Source organism: Brevibacterium sp. UBA7493 (assembly GCF_002479565.1).
Classification (GTDB): domain Bacteria; phylum Actinomycetota; class Actinomycetes; order Actinomycetales; family Brevibacteriaceae; genus Brevibacterium; species Brevibacterium luteolum.
Genome location: NZ_DLOD01000015.1, coordinates 144245 through 161566, shown reverse-complemented (window position 1 = coordinate 161566; position 17322 = coordinate 144245). Strand labels below are relative to the sequence as shown.

The following is a 17322-nucleotide window of genomic DNA, read 5'->3' as shown; positions in this document are numbered from 1 at the left end:
CCGATGTTCGGTTTGCCAATGGCGACAATCCTCATCATTGTCGGCATCCCACTGCTGTGGACCGCCTACACGCTCATCTTCTTCTTCAGCACCCGCGGCTGGAGCCGGGAGGATGTCGAGCTGCCCGATGACGCCGATGATGCCGCACCCGGTGCGCGTCCAGCCGCCGGAGGTGTCTCATGAGCATCGAAGTCGTCTTCCTCATCATCTACTTCGTCGCGATGGCCGGGATCGGTCTGTGGTCGGTGCGCGCCGGCTCGAAGGACGAAGAGGGCTTCCTGCTCGGCGGGCGCAGCCTCGGCCCGGCGGTCACCGCCCTGCGTCTGCAGTCATCGTCGATGTCGGGCTACATGTTCCAGGGTGCAGGCTCGCTCGGCTACACCAACGGCTACTTCGGTCTCTGGTACGCCATGGGCGACATCGGCGGCGGCGTGCTCAACCTTTCGGTCCTCGGCCGGCGGATGCGCAAACTGTCGCAGATGCTCGGCTCGCTCACCTCGATCGAATACCTCGAGCACCGCTACCCGTCGGCCTGGACGCGTGCCATCGCAGCACCCATCGGCCTCGGCTGCATGTTCATGTACGTGCTCTCGCAGTTCATCGCCGGCGGTCAGGGCCTGGAGATGGTGACCGGCATCCCCTTCCAGTGGGCGATGCTCGTGGCGATCGGCGTCATCGTGCTCTACACGTTCCTCGGCGGCTACCTCGCTGTGGCCTACACCGACTTCGTGCAGGCGATCGTCATGGTCATCGGCATGCTGTGGATCCTCATCGGCACGCTCATCGCCGTCGGCGGACTGACTGCCGGAAACGACGCAGTCGCTGAGATCAATCCGAACCTCCTGACGATGTGGGGCCCCGACGGCTTCGAATCAGTCAAATGGGGACTCGTCATCGGTGCGCTGCTGATCTTCTCGATCGGCTACATGGGCTACCCGCACGTCAACGTCAGCCATATGGCGATGAAGAAGCCCTCGGTCGCCCGCACCGCAGCGCTGTACTCGACGGGGTTCAACCTGCTCTTCGTCCCGGCGCCCTACCTCGTCGGTGTCATGGCGCTGGTGCTGCTGCCGAACCTGGCGAACCCGGAGATGGCGGTCTTCGGCGTGGCAGAGCTCGTGCTGCCGAACTTCGCCGTCGGCATCGTGATGGCTGCCATCATGGCCGCGATCATGTCGACCGCCGACGCACTGCTGCTGCAGACCGGCACGATCGCCTCGCATGATCTCTTCAAGCGCTTCATCAACCCGTCCATGACGGAGAAGCAGTCGGTATGGGTCTCGCGGATCACCGTGCTGGCCTTCGCGGCCCTGGGATACATCATCGCCACAACCCGGGCACCGGGAATCGCCGACGTCGTGCTGTTCGCCACGACCATCCTCGGCACCGCATTCGTGCCCGCCTACGTTGCGGCTGTCTGGTGGAAGAAGGCGAACACCGCCGGTGCGATCGCCTCGATGATCGTCGGCACGATCGTGCCGATCGTCTGGGAGCTCGGCGGTCTGACGGACCTGACTGCGGTCGACCCGATGGCCAGTGTCGTCATCTCGGCCCTCACCCTCGTCGTCGTGTCGCTGGCGACGCAGAAGACGAACCCGGTTCCCGAACACATCCGCGAGGTGCTCGTCGAGACAGCGAAGGTCGGGCCGATTCCGGCTCGGCTGGCGATGGGTCAGAACAACGTCCTCGCAGCTCAGCTGCCGGTCGCCGACGAACAGCTCAGCGCTCCGGCCACCGGCAGTGTTGCCTCGGAGAGCACTGCAGCAGACAGCCAAGGTGCGCGGAAGACTCATGAGTAGTCCAAAGTCCTCATACCGGCACACGGGCCAGGGCGCCTCGGCTCCGGGAGCACCCCGTGCCGAGGCGCCGGACCCGCAGGGTGCCGCATGTACGGCCCTCCGACTCAACCCGACGATCACGCAGTTCGAAGCCGAGGACATCGTGCGCCGGAAGATCGGCGGAGGCGCAGCCGCAGCGACGCTGGTGCACCACCCATTCTGGTCAGTCGACGTCAGAGCTCGGCGCACACGAGGACCTCGCTTCCGGATCTCCGAGCTGTGGCGCGAGAAGTCCACACCACAGCACGAGGCGGAATCCGACGGTTCGACCGTGTCGGTCATGGTGGATGCGAAGAGCGGAACCAGTCTCATCTCCAGCATCCCTATCAACGGCGTCGATGTGCCCTCACCGTGCCAGGCCCATATGTCAGGGCCGGGGACCAATACAGCGGACAAGGCGCGTCAGCTGGTCGCCACCGCCCTGCGCAAACGCTTTCGTCTGGGGATGAACTTCGACCTCTTCCCGGCGGAGCCGCGGGCGGTGTTGAAGCCGAATTGGGTCGTCGACGCCCGTCACGGACTGCTCGCAGTGACGCTTCTTGTTGACGGTTTCGACGGTTCGCACTGGGTGATGAACGCCGAGAAGCTCTAACTCAGCATCCGATGCATCCGCTGCTGCAGTCTCGCACTGCCGTAGCGCCGCTATCCGCTGTGCCACGCCGCCCGCGCACCGGAAGCATCACGATTGACCCGACTCGAGAGACTTCTGCCTGCCGTTGACGTATCCTGAAGCCACCTGCTGCCTGCGCGGCAGGGACCATCGCGGGAAAGGCATCACCATGACCATGGCCCCTCCGTCTCTGACCTCCCGGCTCCTCGCAGAGATCCTCGAAGTGGGTGCCTGCCGGCCCGGCGCCGACACACGGGAGAACCTCTGAACTTGCCACCCGCTCCACCACCCCGTCCACCATCACCCGCCCGAGCAGGCCGGCACACATCGGCCGCCCCAGCCGGACTCGCGACCCCCGCACCCCCGCCGAAGCCGAGGATGACGCTGTGGTTCCCTGCCGGCATCGCGGTGCTGGCCTGGTCGTTCCTGGCGCTTGCCGGCGGCCTGGCAACCGTAGGCTACCTCGGCCTCGGGGTCACGATGACCCATACGCTCGACGGCGTCTTCGGACCCGAACCGGAATACCGTTTCAACTGGATCATCCTGTGGACGGCGCTCGTCGGCCAGCTGCTCGGTTTCGTGATCGCGCTCGCCGTCGCACTCTTCGGGTTGCGGCAGCACCGCCGGGGCCGTCGGTTCGCCACCGCGGCGATGGTGCTCGGCTTCGTCGCCACTGCGATCTTCCTGCTCATCGGTGTGCTCCAGATGCCGCTGTATCCGATCCTGTTCGACGCCCTCGCCTTGTGAGCACCGTGCCCGAGGTGCGCCGGAGTCCCGGCACCCGGGAACCTGCGCACCGCGCCCGAGGCCTGCCCGGCTCCCAGCATCCCGGCACCTGAGCCGCGCCGCGCCGGTGGTGGCGGGTTGCATTACGATGCACGGCGAACCCGGCATGGCGCTCAGCTGCGCAGCGCTGGCGACCGAGAGGATCCCGCCATGTCTGAGACGACGCCACCGAAGGCAGCCCTGACCGGTTTCCTGCAGCCGTGAGCAGACGGCAGGCCGCCGTGCCGGCAGCGGTGCCGCCGTGGACGATGGCAGTCGCGGCGATGCTCGCCGTGCAGGTCTCCAATGCACTGTCCGTACCGGTCGTCGCCCAGGTGGGTCCGGCCGGCACGGCGTGGCTGCGGATGAGCTTCGGCATCGTGTTCCTGTGGCTCATCGCCCGCCCTGCACTGCGCAGCCTGCGGCTGCGCCACCTGCCGGCCCTGCTCGTCCTCGGCATCGTCACCAGCTTCATGACGACGTTCTTCGTAGCCGCTGTGGCACGCATCCCGCTCGGCACCGCCGTCGCCATCGAGCTCCTCGGCCCGCTCACGGTCGCCGGTCTCATGAGCCCGCGCCGCCGCGCACTCATCTGGCCGCTCATCGCCTTCGCCGGGGTGATCCTGCTGGCCGAACCGTGGCACGGCACCATCGACCTGGCCGGAGTCGGCTTCGCACTGGCCGCCGGTGCCTGCTGGGGCCTGTACAACGTGTTCACCCAGCACATCGGCGACCGCTTCGCCGGCATCAGCGGTCTGTCACTGACCATCCCGATCGCCGCATTGGCGACCCTGCCGCTCGGGCTGCCGCAGGTCATCGGCGGTGAACTCGTCTGGTGGGTGCTGCCAGCCGCGGCCGGCATCGCCCTCATCACCCCGGTCATCGCCTTCGGCCTCGAACTCCTCGCCCTGCGCCGGATGACCCACACCGCCTTCGGCACGTTGCTGTCGATCGAACCGGCATTCGGCGTGCTCATGGGTCTGCTCATCCTCGCCCAGACGCCCACCGTCATGCAGCTGATCGGCATCGCCTGTGTCATCGTCGCCGGTGCAGCCGCCCAACGCGGCGGCGGCCGCACAGCCGACGCCCCGGCGCTTGCCGACCGGCCGGCATCCCCACCGCGTGAGGTGCTCGACGACCGCTGACCGGGCAGGCGCCCACCACCGCCTCGGCGGTGGCTAAGCTGGCGGGAACATCCGCACCGACCCAGGAGCCGCCCATGACCACCCGCCGTCTCGTGACGAATCCCTTCGCCGCGCCCGAGGCGGTGGCCCCGCCCGCAGACGCCGGCGCCGTGGTGCCGCGCGCCTTCCATCAGTCGCTGCCCGGGTACGCGCCCACTCCGCTGCGTTCGCTGCCGGCGGCTGCCGAGGCGCTCGGGGTGCGCGCCGTCTGGCTCAAGGATGAGTCGGAGCGGATCGGCACGCCGTCGTTCAAGATTCTCGGCGCGTCGTGGGCGACCTGCCGGGTGCTCGCGGACTGGCTCGGCGTGGAGATCGCCGAGGTGGCGGACTTCGCGCTGCTGCGCGCCACACTGTTCGCGGCGGTCGAGCAGACCGGCCGGCCGCTGCAGCTTGCTGCTGCGACGGATGGCAATCATGGCCGGGCCGTGGCGATCATGGCGCGTCTGCTCGGGCTGTCGGCGCGCATCTTCGTCCCAGCCGACATGGTCGCCGAACGCATCGCCGCCATCGGGTCCGAAGGAGCCGCAGTCGAGGTGGTCGACGGCGGCTACGACGATGCGATCCGCTGCAGCGCTGAGGTCGCCGGACCTGATGTGCTCGTGGTCTCCGATACCTCGTGGGAGGGATATACCGAACCACCGGCCTGGGTCATCGACGGGTACTCGACGATGATGGCCGAAGTCCACGAGGCGATCGCCGCCGGTGAGGCCGATGAGCCGACTGTCATCGCCGCCCAGATCGGTGTGGGCGCGTTCGCTGCGGCAGTGGTGCGCGGTTTCGCCCGCCCGCAGGGACCGCGCCTCATCGGTGTCGAACCCACGCTGGCCGACTGCGTGACGGTGAGCATCGAGCGCGGGGAGCTCACGGAGATCCCCGGCCCGCAGACCTCGATCATGGCCGGACTCAACTGCGGCACGCCCTCGCAGATCGCCTGGCCGGATATGCAGCACGGCTTCGACGCCTTCGCCACCGCCACCGACGACGATGCCCGCGAGGCGATGCGGCTGCTCGCTCGCGATGGTGTGGTCTCTGGTGAGAGCGGCGCGGCCGGGCTCGCCGGGCTGCTCGCGCATCGTCACGCACTCGGTCTCACCAGCGACGATGTCGTCCTCGTCTTCTCGACCGAAGGCGCCACTGATCAGGCGGCGTATGAGGAGATCATGCGTGCAGGCACCGACGACGACACCGCCACCGCGCGTTCGTCTCAGGGGTAGGTGACGGTTCCGTCGTCGTCGACCCGTGCGCCTTTCGTGAGGGTGGCCGGGGTCAGTCGCCCGTCGGGCATGAGATGCGAGACCGGCAGGTTGCGGGCGAGAAGGTGGTCGGCGATGATGCGGCGGTGACAGCGCCACCACACGGCTTCTGAGCACATGATCGCCGGCAGCGCATCGGGGCCGGTGAGCCCGATGAGTGCCTTCAGGCCGTCGGCGAACTGGGAGCTCAGCGCGTAGTCCGCGTACCGGTGGAAGCTCGCGTTGTTCCAGAAGGCGTTGGTCTCGTCAGCCACGGAATGGCTGGCATTGCGCAGCCCGCCGAGGCGCTTTTCGCGCTGATATCCGATTCCTGCGTCTTCAAGACTCGGCGCGAGGTTCTCCTCGTTGAACTGCGGGTTGCGACGTGACCCTGGGAGCTTGCGGACGTCGACGACGCAGTCGACTCCTGCGTCCTGCAGCAGCGCGACGAATTCGTCGATGGGATGGGTGGAATGCCCCACAGTGAGGATTCGCGGTTCCATACCAGTCACCTCCGGATGCGGATGCCCGCCGATCAGAGCTGAACTCAGACATGCTACGAGCCGGCCCAGTTCCGCGTCCCCTGCCCGCGTCGTCGAGTCGTGGGTATCTCTTCTCATGGTGACAGTCCGGTGTCCCGTGCGCCAGTCTGCGGGTTGAGTCATGGACTTCCATCTTCGTCTAGGCCCTGGTTGCAGCTCGACGCCGGCTCTTCGTCACCCGTATGGCCGCTGCGCTGATGTCTGGGGTGCGCTGCAGGTTCAGGCAGGTGTCTGAGGACGATGACGCGAGACATCGCCGCCAAAACAAAAAGAAATCTCGGGACATCGAGTGAACGATGTCCCGAGACTTCACAAATGTGGAGCTAAGGGGAATCGAACCCCTGACCTTCTCATTGCGAACGAGACGCTCTACCAACTGAGCTATAGCCCCAAGGCATCGTCGCCGGGCGGCGACACCAGTACTTTACTCCCTCCCGCCGACTGCAGCCAAGACGGCAAGGGACGGGGACTGCGAAACGTACCGGTGGGCGTTCTCTGCCCGATATCTCGGAACACCGCGCCTGCCAGCTGCCTGCGCGGCTAGTGTGGGAGAACAGCAGACGCCGGCCCGCCAGCGCGGGCGGCGTCTGTGCGATGACTCCCAGCGGCAGCGACGGCCGACAGTGACGAAGACAGGTGATGGTATGAAGATCTCCGAGGCGCTGAGCCTGGTGCGCATGGGGCGTCCCGAGCTCAACCGAGTGCAGCGCTTCCGCGCCCGCTGCCACACGGTCGCCGACGTCGAGGCGGCCGCCCGCCGAGCGCTGCCACGGCCGGTCTTCGACTACATCGCAGGTGGAGCCGATGACGAGGTGACGCTGGCGGAGAACGTAAGCGCCTATACCGCGTGGCGTTTCCAGCCGCAGGTGCTGCGCGACGTCGCCGAGGTCGACCTTCCCACCGAGATCCTCGGCCGCCGGTCCGCTTTGCCGTTCGGGCTCGCGCCGACCGGATACACCAAGATGATCGCCTCGGCTGGTGAACCCGCCGTCGCTCGTGCCGCCGCCGATGCGGGGATCCCCTATGTGCTCTCGACGATGGCCTCGACATCGCTGGAGGATCTGGCCGCCGTGCCGCCGGCCGGCCGGGCGGACCGGTGGTTTCAGCTCTACGTGTGGAAGGACCGCGGCCTTACCGCAGGACTCATTGCACGTGCCGCAGCCGCGGGCTACCGGGTGCTCGAAGTCGCTGTTGACACCCACGTCTCCGGGTTCCGCGGCCGGGACGTGCGCAACGGCCTCACCATCCCGCCGCAGCTGACCCCTGGCGCGCTTCTCGACATCGCCAGCCGGCCCCGGTACTGGACGCAGATGCTCGCCCACCCGATGATCGAATTCGCCAATGTCGCCGGATCCGATGCCGGGTACACGATTGAGAACATCTCCCAGCAGTTCGATCCGAGCCTGGACTGGGACACGCTGGCCTGGATTCGGTCGCTGTGGGACGGCCCGCTCCTCCTCAAAGGACCCGTCAGCGCTGCCGATGCACTGCGGGCGCAGCAGCTCGGCGTCGACGGCGTCCACCTGTCTAACCACGGCGGCCGGCAGCTTGACCGCTGCGTCGTCCCCCTCGACCTCGTCCCACTCGTTCGGGCCGCGACCGGGGAAGAGTTCACGATCCTCGTCGACTCCGGGATCCGACACGGCGCCGACATCGCCGTCGCTCTTGCCCTCGGCGCCGATGCGGCATTCATCGGCCGACCCTACCTCTACGGTCTCGCGGCCGCCGGCCAGTCGGGAGTCGCCCATGTCATCGACATCCTCCGCACGCAGCTCACCCGTACCCTGCAGCTAGCGGGAGTCGCGACTGTCAACGAGCTGCGCACCCACGGCCACGAGCTGCTGAACCCGACAGGGCGATGACGCGACGGCACCGCCCGTGGTGCGCTCAACCGGTGCTCTCGCCGGGCCGGGAGGTCACGCCGAGGCTGCTGCGATACTCCGCCCAATCGCAAAACGCATCGAGCGTCTCGAAGATGGCCGCCTCTGCGTAGTGGTCAGGTTGCCAGGACGCCCATTCGGCTAAGGTCACCGGCCTCCCGCGGCGCTTCAGCTCCCAGGGCGGTTAAGCTCAGGCCATGAGCTCTTCCCTGCTTGACGACTGTGCGCTCAGTGATGCTCACGCCCGCACAGCCGCAGGCGTCGTCTCTGCACTCGACACCTCGGCGACCGCCGGACTGACGCAGGCCGCAGCCGCTGAGCGGCTCGAGCGCTGCGGTCGCAACGAGCTGGCCGCAGCGCCCGCAGAGCCGATCTGGCGGCGGGTGCTCAGGCTGCTGAACGAACCGCTGACCTACCTGCTGCTGGCAGCCATCGTCGTCTCCGTCATCGCCTGGATCGCCGAGGGCCGGCACGGGGCGCCGATCGACGCGATCGTCATCGCCGCCGTCGTCGTGCTCAACACCGTCATCGGCCTGGTCCAAGAGCTCAAGGCCGCCGATGCGGTTGCTGCACTCAAGCACATGACGAGCCCCACAGCAACGGTCACCCGCGGCGGGCGCACCCAGGTCATCGCCGCCGCCGAACTCGTCCCCGGCGACATCCTCCATCTCGGCGAAGGGGATGCGGTGCCCGCTGATGCCCGGCTGCTGTCAGGCAGCCGGCTGATGGTCGCCGAAGCCGCGCTGACCGGCGAATCCGTGCCCGTGCACAAGACCCTCGACGCCGTTGCTGCCGACACGCCGTTGGCGGACCGGCTGCCGATGGTCTACTCCGGCACCGCCATCACCCAGGGCAGTGCCCGCGCAGTGGTGACCGGCACCGGTGCTGCCAGCGAGATCGGCCGGATCGCCGGGATGATCTCGACGGCTGGATCGACCGACACGCCCCTGCAGAAGGAGATGGCGGCAGTCGGCAGGATGCTCACGATCGCCGTCATCGCCATCGCCCTGGCCGTCATGGCCACCGTCTACCTCACCACCGCCGATCATTCGGTGTCGTCGCTGGTGACAGTGCTGCTGCTCGGCGTCTCCCTCGCGGTGGCCGCCGTGCCGGAGGGCCTGACGGCGATTGTCTCGGTGATCCTCGCGATGGGTGTGCGCCGGATGGCCGCCCACGAGGCGATCGTCAAGCGGCTCGATGCCGTCGAATCGCTCGGCTCGGCAGGCGTCGTGTGCACCGACAAGACCGGCACCCTGACGCTCAACCAGATGACGATCGACCAGGTCATCACCGCCGACGGCCGCCACCACATCTCCGACCCTCAGGCCGCTGGGACCCTGGAGCTCGGCTCGATCGCCTCGAACGCCCGGCTGACTGCCGATGGCCCGATCGGCGACCCGACCGAAGCTGCGTTCCTCCTCGCCTGCGCTGACGCCGGCATCGCCGTCCCGCAGACCCACCGCTTCGACGAGCTGCCGTTCTCGTCTGAGCGCAAGCGCATGTCCGTGCTCGTCGCCGGCGACACCGGTGACAGCCGGCAGCTGGTGATGAAGGGCGCACCCGACGTGGTGCTCGACCGCTGCACCCACGTGCGCACGGCAGAAGGGGACGTCGAGGCCACCCCCGAGGTGCTCGAACGTCTCGATGAGGAGGTCACCGCACTGGCCGGGGAGGCCTACCGGACACTGGCCGTGGCCGCGCGCGAGGTGCCCGCCGCCTCGGGCGCGGGGGAGAATCCCGAGGTGAGCCTGGGAGAGGAGATGGAGCACGGGCTGACCTTTGTGGGCATGGTTGCAATGATCGACCCGCCCCGACCCGAGGCGAAGGCGGCGATCGCGCAGGCCCAGCAGGCCGGGATCCGGGTCCTCATGATCACCGGTGACCACCCGCTGACGGCCGAGCGGATCGCCGCAGACCTCGGCATCGACGACCCGAAGGCGCTCACCGGCGCGCAGCTGAGCGAACTGACCGACGCGCAGTTCGCCGAGGCGGTCGAGACCACCTCCGTGTTCGCTCGCGTCGACCCGAGCCACAAGCTGCGGATCGTCGAGCACTTACAGGACCACGGTCACGTCGTGGCGATGACCGGCGACGGTGTCAACGACGCACCGGCGCTCAAGCGCGCCGACATCGGCGTGGCGATGGGCATCACCGGCACGCAGGTCTCGCATGATGCGGCGACGATGATCCTCGCCGATGACAATTTCGCTTCGATCATCACCGCCGTCAAACAGGGTCGCGGCATCTACTCCAACCTCAAGAAGGTGCTGCGCTACCTGCTGTCGTCGAACATGGGCGAGGTGTTCACCGTCTTCTGCGGTGTGGTCTTCGCCTCTGTGCTCGGCCTCGTCCAGGCCGACGGTGCGGTGATCCTGCCGCTGTTGGCCACGCAGATTCTGTGGGTCAACCTTGTCACCGACTCCACCCCTGCGCTTGCGCTGGGCGTCGATCCGGTCGATGAGCGGGTGATGACACACCCGCCGCGCCGGCCCGATCAGCGTGCGCTCGACGGCCGCGAATGGGCGCGGATCCTCAGCACCGGGTTCGTCATGGCGGTGCTGTCGCTGCTCGCCTTGGATGCGTGCCTGCCCGGCGGGCTCATCGCCGGAGCTGACGATGCGGCCACCGGCCGGACGGTCGCCTTTACCGTGCTTGTCGTTCTGCAGCTGGTGAACACGCTGTCGGTTCGGCATGCGCACACGACGATGTTCGCCGGCCTGTTCACCAATCATTGGCTGTGGCTGGCGCTGGCCGCCGGCCTGCTGCTGCAGCTGCTTGTGGTCTATCTGCCGATTCTCAACACCGCGTTCTCAACGGTGCCGCTTGACGGCCAGCACTGGCTGCTCGTCATCGGCTGCGCGGTCGTCTTCATCATCGTCGAAGAGCTGCGGCGGGCGGTCGTGCGGATGGTCGGGCGGGGCTGAGTCGGCTCGCCGCTCATATGCTGATGGCAAGACGGCTGCCACTCCAGTGCGGTGCGGCAGCTGTCCCGAGGTGCGGGGGAGGAGCTCAGACGCCGGCCCAACCGCCGTCGCTGGCGATGATCGCCCCGGAGATGTTGGTGGAGTCGTCGCTGAGCAGATAGGTGATGAGCGCTGCCTGCTGCTGTGCGGTCGAGGGCAGGCCCGGAGCGAGGCCGAAGTACTTCGGCAGGCGCGCGGCAGCGAACTCAGAGCCGAAGTTCACCTCGATGCTGGTGGCCACACCACCGGGACACACCGCATTGAAGCGCAGGCCCTCCTCGGCATACATGAACGCACTGTTCTTCGTCAGCCCGTTGAGTGCATGCTTCGAAGCGGTGTAGGCGGCACCGGCGGCCGAACCGCGAAGACCAGCCTCGGATCCGACGTTGACGACGTTGCCGGCTTTCTGCGGCAGCATCACCCTCACGACCGCACGGGTGAGCTTCATGACGCCGGTGACGTTGACGCGTATGACGGCATCCCAGATGCCGTCCTTGACGTCGTGGATGGGGGAGAAGTCGTCCATGATGCCGGCAACATTGGCCAGACCGTCGATGCGTTCGCCGGCAGCGTCGACGATCTTCGCAACGTCGTCGTCATCGCTGACATCACCGGCGACAGCCGTGATCGCCAGCTCGGATGCTTCCTGCTCCAAGTGTGCGAGCCGGTCGGCGGAGATGTCGCAGGCGATGACCTTCCCGCCTTCGCGGGCGATGCGCAGGGCGGTGGCACGGCCGATGCCGGCTCCTGCCCCGGTGACGATGACGGTCTTGTTCTCGAAGCGGCCGGGGGTGATCTTCTCGTCCCACTGCTGCACCTGCGGTGCGTCGGTGGCCTGGGTCTGCTGGGTTTCGGGTGCGTCGGTCATTGGGCGTCCTCCCTGGGGCAGTCGTAGCCATGAGCCGTCTCGCGCAGCTGCGCGATGCAGTCGATCGACTGGATTCGATCGGGGGTTGTGGACCGGCTCACACGCAGTCTATCGAGAGGCCGTGCCTAGTCTGCCGGGGCGAACAGCTCGCGGACATCGTCGGCAGTCAGTGCGGTGCTGAAAGCGCGTCCGTCGTCCATGAGGGCGTCGAAGAGCCGGGCCTTCTTCTGCTGCAGGGCGAGCACCTTCTCCTCAATGGTGCCGGCAGCAACGAGGCGGTAGACCATGACGTTCTTCGTCTGCCCGATCCGGTGTGTGCGATCGATCGCCTGCGCTTCGGCAGCCGGGTTCCACCAGGGGTCGAGGAGGAAGACGTAGTCGGCCTCTGTCAGCGTCAGCCCGAACCCGCCGGCTTTGAGGCTGATGAGGAACACCGGTGCGGTGCCGGAGCGGAATCCGTCGATGACCTCTCCGCGGTTGCGGGTGCTGCCGTCGAGGTAGACGTAATCGACGCCAGCCGTATCGAGCCGTTCGGCGACGAGCCGCAGGCACGAGGTGAACTGGGAGAAGACGATGATTCGGTGACCTTCGCTCAGCACCTCATCGAGACCGGAGAAGAGCGCCTCAAGCTTGCTGGAGGGCACATCGGCATAGTCGTCGCTGACGATCTGCGGTGACAGGGCGAGCATCCGCAGGAGGGTGAGCGACCGGAACACCGTCATGCGGTGCTTGTCGAGATCGCCGACCATGCCGAGGACCTTCTTGCGCTCACGCTGCAGGACGAGGTCATAGAGCTTCTTGTGCTTGGGTTCGAGCGGAACGTGCAGTTCGTGCTCCTGCTTGGCGGGCAGTTCTTCGGCGACGAGATCCTTGGTGCGCCTGAGCATGAACGGTCGCACACGCCGACGCAACCGCTCCAGCCGAGCCTGCCGTCCGACGTTGAGACGCTCCTGCACCGCCGCATCACCGTCTGCAGAGGTGAGGACACCGGGCTCCGGTGACAGCGCGGCACCCTTCTCGATCGGCTTGACGTACTCCTCCTTGAATTTCACCCGGGAGGCGAACAGCCCCGGTGCTGTCAGGGAGAGCAGCGACCACAGATCCGTGAGCGAATTCTCCATCGGCGTACCGGCGATCGCGAGCGTGAACGGGGAGCGGACGTCACGGGCGACGCGGTAGGTCTTGGCGGCCTGGTTCTTGACGAACTGTGCCTCATCGAGCACGAAGCCATCCCACGGCAGTGCGGTGAACTCTTCGCCGTTGATGCGGAAGATCGTGTACGAGGTCAGCACGACATCGGCGCCGGCGATCGCCTCAGCGACCGGCTGTTTGCGCTTGTGCGTCGTCGTGTCGAGCACTGCCATCTGCAGCTCGGGGGTGAAGCGGTCCGCCTCAGCCTGCCACACTGACACCACCGATGACGGGGCTACGACGAGGAACGGCGGTATCTCCCCACCGGCCTCAGCAGTTCGCGCGCGAGCGTGGGCGATGAGCGCCAGGGTCTGGAGAGTCTTGCCCAGGCCCATATCGTCGGCGAGGATCCCACCGAGGCTGTGCTCCCACAGAAACGCCAGCCACCGGAACCCATCGAGCTGGTAGCCGCGCAGCTCGGCACGCACCCCGGCCGGCACCTCGGGAGCGGGCAGCTCCTCAAGGGCACCGAGCCGGCCGATCGACTCCCGCCACTCACGTGCCGGGACCGCCTCATCGGCAAGCTCGGCGAGATCATCCCAGATCGAGACCTGGTGGCGGCTGATCTTGGAACGCTCCGGCTCCCATTCGCCGAGCGCTTCGGCCTCGGTGAGCAGTTCGCGCAACCTGTCGAAGGCCGGATGGTCGAGGGAGAAGAACGTGTTGTCGACAAGCTGCAGATGCGACTTGTGCTGGGCCAGGGCGGCGAACAGAGGAGCGAACGGAACCCTTTTGTCTTCGATCGTGACCTCGAAGGCGAGGTCGAACCAGTCGCGGTCCTCGGTCGCCTCGGTTGTGACCCGCACCTGCGGGGGTGAGGTGAGCTCGGTGTAGTCGACGCGCTCACCGCTGATCTCAGCGACGACGTCGGGATGGTCCTCAAGACGCGGCAGCACCCGCACTGCGAACTGGGCGGCCTCGATACCGATCAGATGCTCGTCATCGACGGTAGCGGCCGTCGGCCAGATCCGCCGGACCTCCTCGAGTACTGCGAGCTCGAGCTCCGGTTCTCGGTGGTGCCAGCGATTGTGAGCGATCGGAAGGCGGCGTCTGGGCCCGTAGTACTCCCACGACCACATCAGCAGCAGAGACTGTTGGGGTTCGAACACAACCTCCACGTGCAGGCGCGGGTCCCTGAACTCCGGCAGCTCTGCCGAGGCATCGTGGCTGGTGAGCGTGGCCAGGCCCCGCAGCTCGGGGAGGAACTCGGTGAAGAACACCTCGGCGTCGTCCCCGGGGACACTGAGCGTCGTGCGGGAGGCGAGCATCTCACCGAGCGGTTCGGAGACTGGGGTGGATGTTTCGGCCAGGGTCAGGCGGAGGGTGTTGCCCTGCAGCCGGTCGATGAAGGCGATGGCATTGTCCCCGATGCGGAACACGTTCTCCGGTACGGTGCCGGCGAAGTCGATGAGGGCGGTGAAAGCGTAGCCGCCGGGCTGGCGCACGACGTCGACGATGACGTCGGCGGTCTCGATCATCTTCTCCGTTCCCGAGGCGGTGGTGAGGGTGAGTGGGGAATGGGAGCTGACGACCCGCACTTCGGAGACGACGCCGTGGCCGGTCAGCGCGATGCCGGTGTCTTGAGCGCGGGCGAGCAGCAGCCAGATGAGGGAGGGGTCGAAGGCAGAGAATACGGCTGTGTCGGGGTCGCTTCCGTAGGTGTAGCTGCGGGTGGTGTTCTGAGCGTGCAGCTGGCTGAGTACCGCAGCGTGGTCACGGCGGATCCCGGGTGGGTCGGCCAAGCCGCGGGTGAAGTTGCGCCAGCCGAGCCCGCCTTTGATCCAGTTGTTCCGAGCACCCCGGCGCAGCGGCCGCAGGGTGATGCTGAGGCTGCCGAGGTCGAGGTCAGAGAGGTTGACGACATCGGCGTTGGCGAGTGGGCTGCGGTGGCGGCCGTGGAACCAGCGGCTCGTGGTGGTGCGCTCGATGTCGAAGCCGATCGCCAGCGGGCTGTCTTCGGGACGCGCAGCGTGTGCGCGGCGTCGGACCTGCAGCTCTGTCAGCACCGTACGCCAGTCGTCGGGGTGCTGAGGGGTGGCGGTCCGTGGTGGCATCACATGTTCAGGGCCCGTGTGCGGGCTCGGTATCTCGTCGCTGTCGCCGTAGTCGGCGATGGAGTAGAGGACAGCGCCGACGTGCTTGCAGTCGAAGCCGACCGGGCAGCTGCAGTCGCCGCTGGTCGGTTCGAAGCAGTCCGGCTCACTCAGCGCAGCCTTCGTCAGGCGGATGACGACGCGGTAGATGTTCGAACCGCTGCCGACGACCTCTCCGCTGAGCGTCGACTCCTCGGCATCCCAGCTCACGCGGCGCACGCGCTGGTCCTCGGCGTAGTCCCGGCCGCGCTCGGCCATGAGGTCGGTGAGGTATTCATCGACATCCGGGGCGAGCACGCGCGGCAGCTTCGAGATCACGGAACCATCGTGCCACGAGGCGCAGACATCAGCAGGGTGAGTGCGACGGATCGCTGGCTGCAGACATCTTCTCCCTGCCAGACCGCGGCCGTATCGCGCCGGGCAGAAGTGCCGACCTCGTCATCTTCGACGCCGAAGGTCTCAGCGACCTCGCGACCTTCGATGACCCGACGCGTGCACCGTCGGGCGTTCACGCTGTGTGGGTCGGAGGCGAACAGGTGGTGAAGGATGGTGCTTACCTGGGGCGGCGAAACGGCACGCTGCTCAGCGCCCGTCACTGAGATGGAGAATACCAGTTGATCTCAGAATCCAGATCAACCCCTCCTGATCTGAATTTCTTGATCATGCTGGTATGATCCGGTTTATCCGATCAATTCGGTGCGACAGTCGGAGGTGCCCATGGACCGCTGGTCGAGGATCATCGCCCCAGAGGATCTGGGGGAGACGATCCAGGCTGCGCGGATGGACAGAGGTTGGTCCCAGCGAGACCTCGCACGGATCTCCGGTATCGCGCAGAGCGCCATCTCCGACATGGAATCCGGAAAGTACACTCTCTACGCCGAACGGCTGTTCGCTCTGCTTGAGGAATGCGGCGTGACCCTGCGTGCAGAATGGACGACCGGCGATGCGCCTGGCAGTTGAGCTCTACGGCGTGATCGTCGGCCATATCGATGCGCAGGGGCCGCAGGACTTCGATTTCACGGCGAGCACAGAAGCCATCAGCCGCTTCGGCATCAACAGCGACGTGCTCTCAGTCGCCGTTCCGCTGACGGATCGACCGCCGCGTCACCACGCCGCCAAGCGGCGGAACTTCTTCAACGAGCTGCTGCCCGAAGGGGACATCCTGACCTGGATGCTTGAGCGCAGCGGCCTCCGCAGAGGAGATACGCCGGCGTTCCTCGCCCGCTACGGTCGCGACATCGCAGGGGCCGTGCAGATCTGGGACGCCGACGACCCCAGTGAATCTCCGGCGCCCGAAGCCCGTCCCGTGAGCGACTGCGAGATCCGGTCACTGCTCGAAAGCCCGCAGGCCGACCCGCTCGCGAACAGACGACGGTCGGGGAGGACCTCGCTGGCCGGTGTGCAGCCGAAGATTGTCCTGGCTCAGCGAGACGGTCGGTGGCATCGCGTCGCAGGCGGCTATCCCTCAACGCACATCATCAAGCCGAGCCTCTCGGCGCACCCGACGGTCATCGGCGATGAGGAATACGGCTGGCGCCTGGCCCGCGCAATCGGGTTGGCGGATTACCGAGTCGAGTTGACGGCGTTCGCAGAGCTGCCAGCGCTCGTCATCGAGCGCTTCGACCGGAACACTCGCGGTGAGCGGCTCCACCAGGAGGATTTCAACCAGGCGCTGGGAGCTGCCGCCGATGAGAAATACCAGGAGGTCGGCGGAGCGGTGACGCTCAGACGGATCGCTGAGACCGTCCGCCGTCGCTGCCCGAAGTCAGAGCTCATCCAGCTGGCCCGCCAGGTCGTCCTGTGCTGCGCGATCGGCAACCTCGATATGCACGCGAAGAACCTCGGTCTCATGCATCTGCCAGACCAGAAGACGCTGCTGGCTCCCGCCTACGACATGGTGCCCATGGCTCAGCATCGCGATGCCGATGGCCGGCTGGCGCTGACAGTCGACCGGCACTACCGGCTGGCCGACCTCAGCCACAGCAGCCTCGTGAGCGAACTCTCCTCGTGGAAGCTCAGCGATGCCGAACGAATCGTCACCGAGGCTCTCGAAGAGATCCGCGCAGCCGTCAGCGCGGAGACACCCGACCCTTCAGCCTCACCTGACCTGCAGGAGTCGATCGGGCAGCGCACTCAACGGCTGCGCGAGCACTGAC

The 17322-nt window shown here is 66.9% G+C and carries 15 protein-coding genes and 1 tRNA gene; 11 read left to right on the top strand and 5 right to left on the bottom strand.

Annotated features, from left to right (window positions below):
- The first annotated feature begins 18 nt into the window (after positions 1 to 18).
- From B4E96_RS09620 to B4E96_RS09595, 6 genes are all read left to right on the top strand, one after another.
- A complete protein-coding gene (locus B4E96_RS09620) occupies positions 19 to 183 on the top strand; it encodes a hypothetical protein (RefSeq protein ID WP_254221374.1) in 165 nt (54 codons plus the stop codon).
- Positions 180 to 1799 carry a sodium/proline symporter gene (locus B4E96_RS09615; RefSeq protein WP_286957368.1) on the top strand — a complete coding sequence of 540 codons (1620 nt, stop codon included), beginning with the start codon at positions 180 to 182 and terminating at the stop codon, positions 1797 to 1799. The genes B4E96_RS09620 and B4E96_RS09615 overlap by 4 nt, the downstream gene beginning before the upstream one ends.
- On the top strand, positions 1792 to 2430 hold the full coding sequence (locus B4E96_RS09610) for a hypothetical protein (protein ID WP_286957367.1): 639 nt from the start codon (positions 1792 to 1794) through the stop codon (positions 2428 to 2430). The genes B4E96_RS09615 and B4E96_RS09610 overlap by 8 nt, the downstream gene beginning before the upstream one ends.
- Before the next feature lie 396 nt (positions 2431 to 2826).
- Positions 2827 to 3195, top strand: coding sequence for a hypothetical protein (locus tag B4E96_RS09605; RefSeq protein ID WP_286957366.1), 369 nt, complete (start codon positions 2827 to 2829; stop codon positions 3193 to 3195).
- Between the two features lie 239 nt (positions 3196 to 3434).
- A complete protein-coding gene (locus B4E96_RS09600; protein ID WP_286957365.1) occupies positions 3435 to 4358 on the top strand; it encodes an EamA family transporter in 924 nt (307 codons plus the stop codon).
- 74 nt (positions 4359 to 4432) lie between these two features.
- On the top strand, positions 4433 to 5611 hold the full coding sequence (locus tag B4E96_RS09595; RefSeq protein WP_286957363.1) for a diaminopropionate ammonia-lyase: 1179 nt from the start codon (positions 4433 to 4435) through the stop codon (positions 5609 to 5611).
- Here B4E96_RS09595 and B4E96_RS09590 read toward each other — a convergent pair.
- Positions 5602 to 6132: a DUF488 family protein gene (locus tag B4E96_RS09590; protein WP_286957362.1), complete on the bottom strand. Its 531-nt coding sequence runs from the start codon at positions 6130 to 6132 to the stop codon at positions 5602 to 5604. The genes B4E96_RS09595 and B4E96_RS09590 overlap by 10 nt on opposite strands.
- Positions 6133 to 6489: 357 nt before the next feature.
- Positions 6490 to 6562, bottom strand: a tRNA-Ala gene (locus B4E96_RS09585).
- 253 nt (positions 6563 to 6815) lie between these two features.
- Between B4E96_RS09585 and B4E96_RS09580 the strand changes: the two genes are divergently transcribed.
- Positions 6816 to 8033 carry an alpha-hydroxy acid oxidase gene (locus B4E96_RS09580; RefSeq protein WP_286957361.1) on the top strand — a complete coding sequence of 406 codons (1218 nt, stop codon included), beginning with the start codon at positions 6816 to 6818 and terminating at the stop codon, positions 8031 to 8033.
- Positions 8034 to 8058: 25 nt separating this feature from the next.
- On the opposite strand, the gene B4E96_RS09575 is transcribed toward B4E96_RS09580, so the two are convergent.
- On the bottom strand, positions 8059 to 8202 hold the full coding sequence (locus tag B4E96_RS09575; RefSeq protein ID WP_286957360.1) for a hypothetical protein: 144 nt from the start codon (positions 8200 to 8202) through the stop codon (positions 8059 to 8061).
- 46 nt (positions 8203 to 8248) lie between these two features.
- Here B4E96_RS09575 and B4E96_RS09570 point away from each other — a divergent pair, with 46 nt between their 5' ends.
- Entirely contained in the window at positions 8249 to 10975 is a 2727-nt protein-coding gene (locus tag B4E96_RS09570) for a cation-translocating P-type ATPase (RefSeq protein ID WP_286957359.1), read from the top strand.
- 85 nt (positions 10976 to 11060) lie between these two features.
- On the opposite strand, the gene B4E96_RS09565 is transcribed toward B4E96_RS09570, so the two are convergent.
- Both B4E96_RS09565 and B4E96_RS09560 read right to left on the bottom strand, forming a co-directional pair.
- Positions 11061 to 11882, bottom strand: coding sequence for an SDR family NAD(P)-dependent oxidoreductase (locus B4E96_RS09565; protein ID WP_286957358.1), 822 nt, complete (start codon positions 11880 to 11882; stop codon positions 11061 to 11063).
- Between the two features lie 125 nt (positions 11883 to 12007).
- Positions 12008 to 15484 (bottom strand): DEAD/DEAH box helicase, encoded by a 3477-nt coding sequence (locus B4E96_RS09560; protein WP_286957357.1) that lies wholly within the window; start codon positions 15482 to 15484, stop codon positions 12008 to 12010.
- Between B4E96_RS09560 and B4E96_RS13400 the strand changes: the two genes are divergently transcribed.
- The 3 genes from B4E96_RS13400 to B4E96_RS09550 all read left to right on the top strand — a co-directional run bounded on the left by B4E96_RS13400 (position 15439) and on the right by B4E96_RS09550 (position 17321).
- Positions 15439 to 15765 (top strand): amidohydrolase family protein, encoded by a 327-nt coding sequence (locus B4E96_RS13400; RefSeq protein ID WP_414632693.1) that lies wholly within the window; start codon positions 15439 to 15441, stop codon positions 15763 to 15765. The genes B4E96_RS09560 and B4E96_RS13400 overlap by 46 nt on opposite strands.
- 118 nt (positions 15766 to 15883) lie before the next feature.
- Positions 15884 to 16126: a helix-turn-helix domain-containing protein gene (locus B4E96_RS09555; RefSeq protein WP_286957355.1), complete on the top strand. Its 243-nt coding sequence runs from the start codon at positions 15884 to 15886 to the stop codon at positions 16124 to 16126.
- Positions 16110 to 17321, top strand: coding sequence for a type II toxin-antitoxin system HipA family toxin (locus B4E96_RS09550; protein ID WP_286957354.1), 1212 nt, complete (start codon positions 16110 to 16112; stop codon positions 17319 to 17321). Before B4E96_RS09555 ends, B4E96_RS09550 begins: the two co-directional genes overlap by 17 nt.
- Position 17322 lies beyond the last annotated feature (1 nt).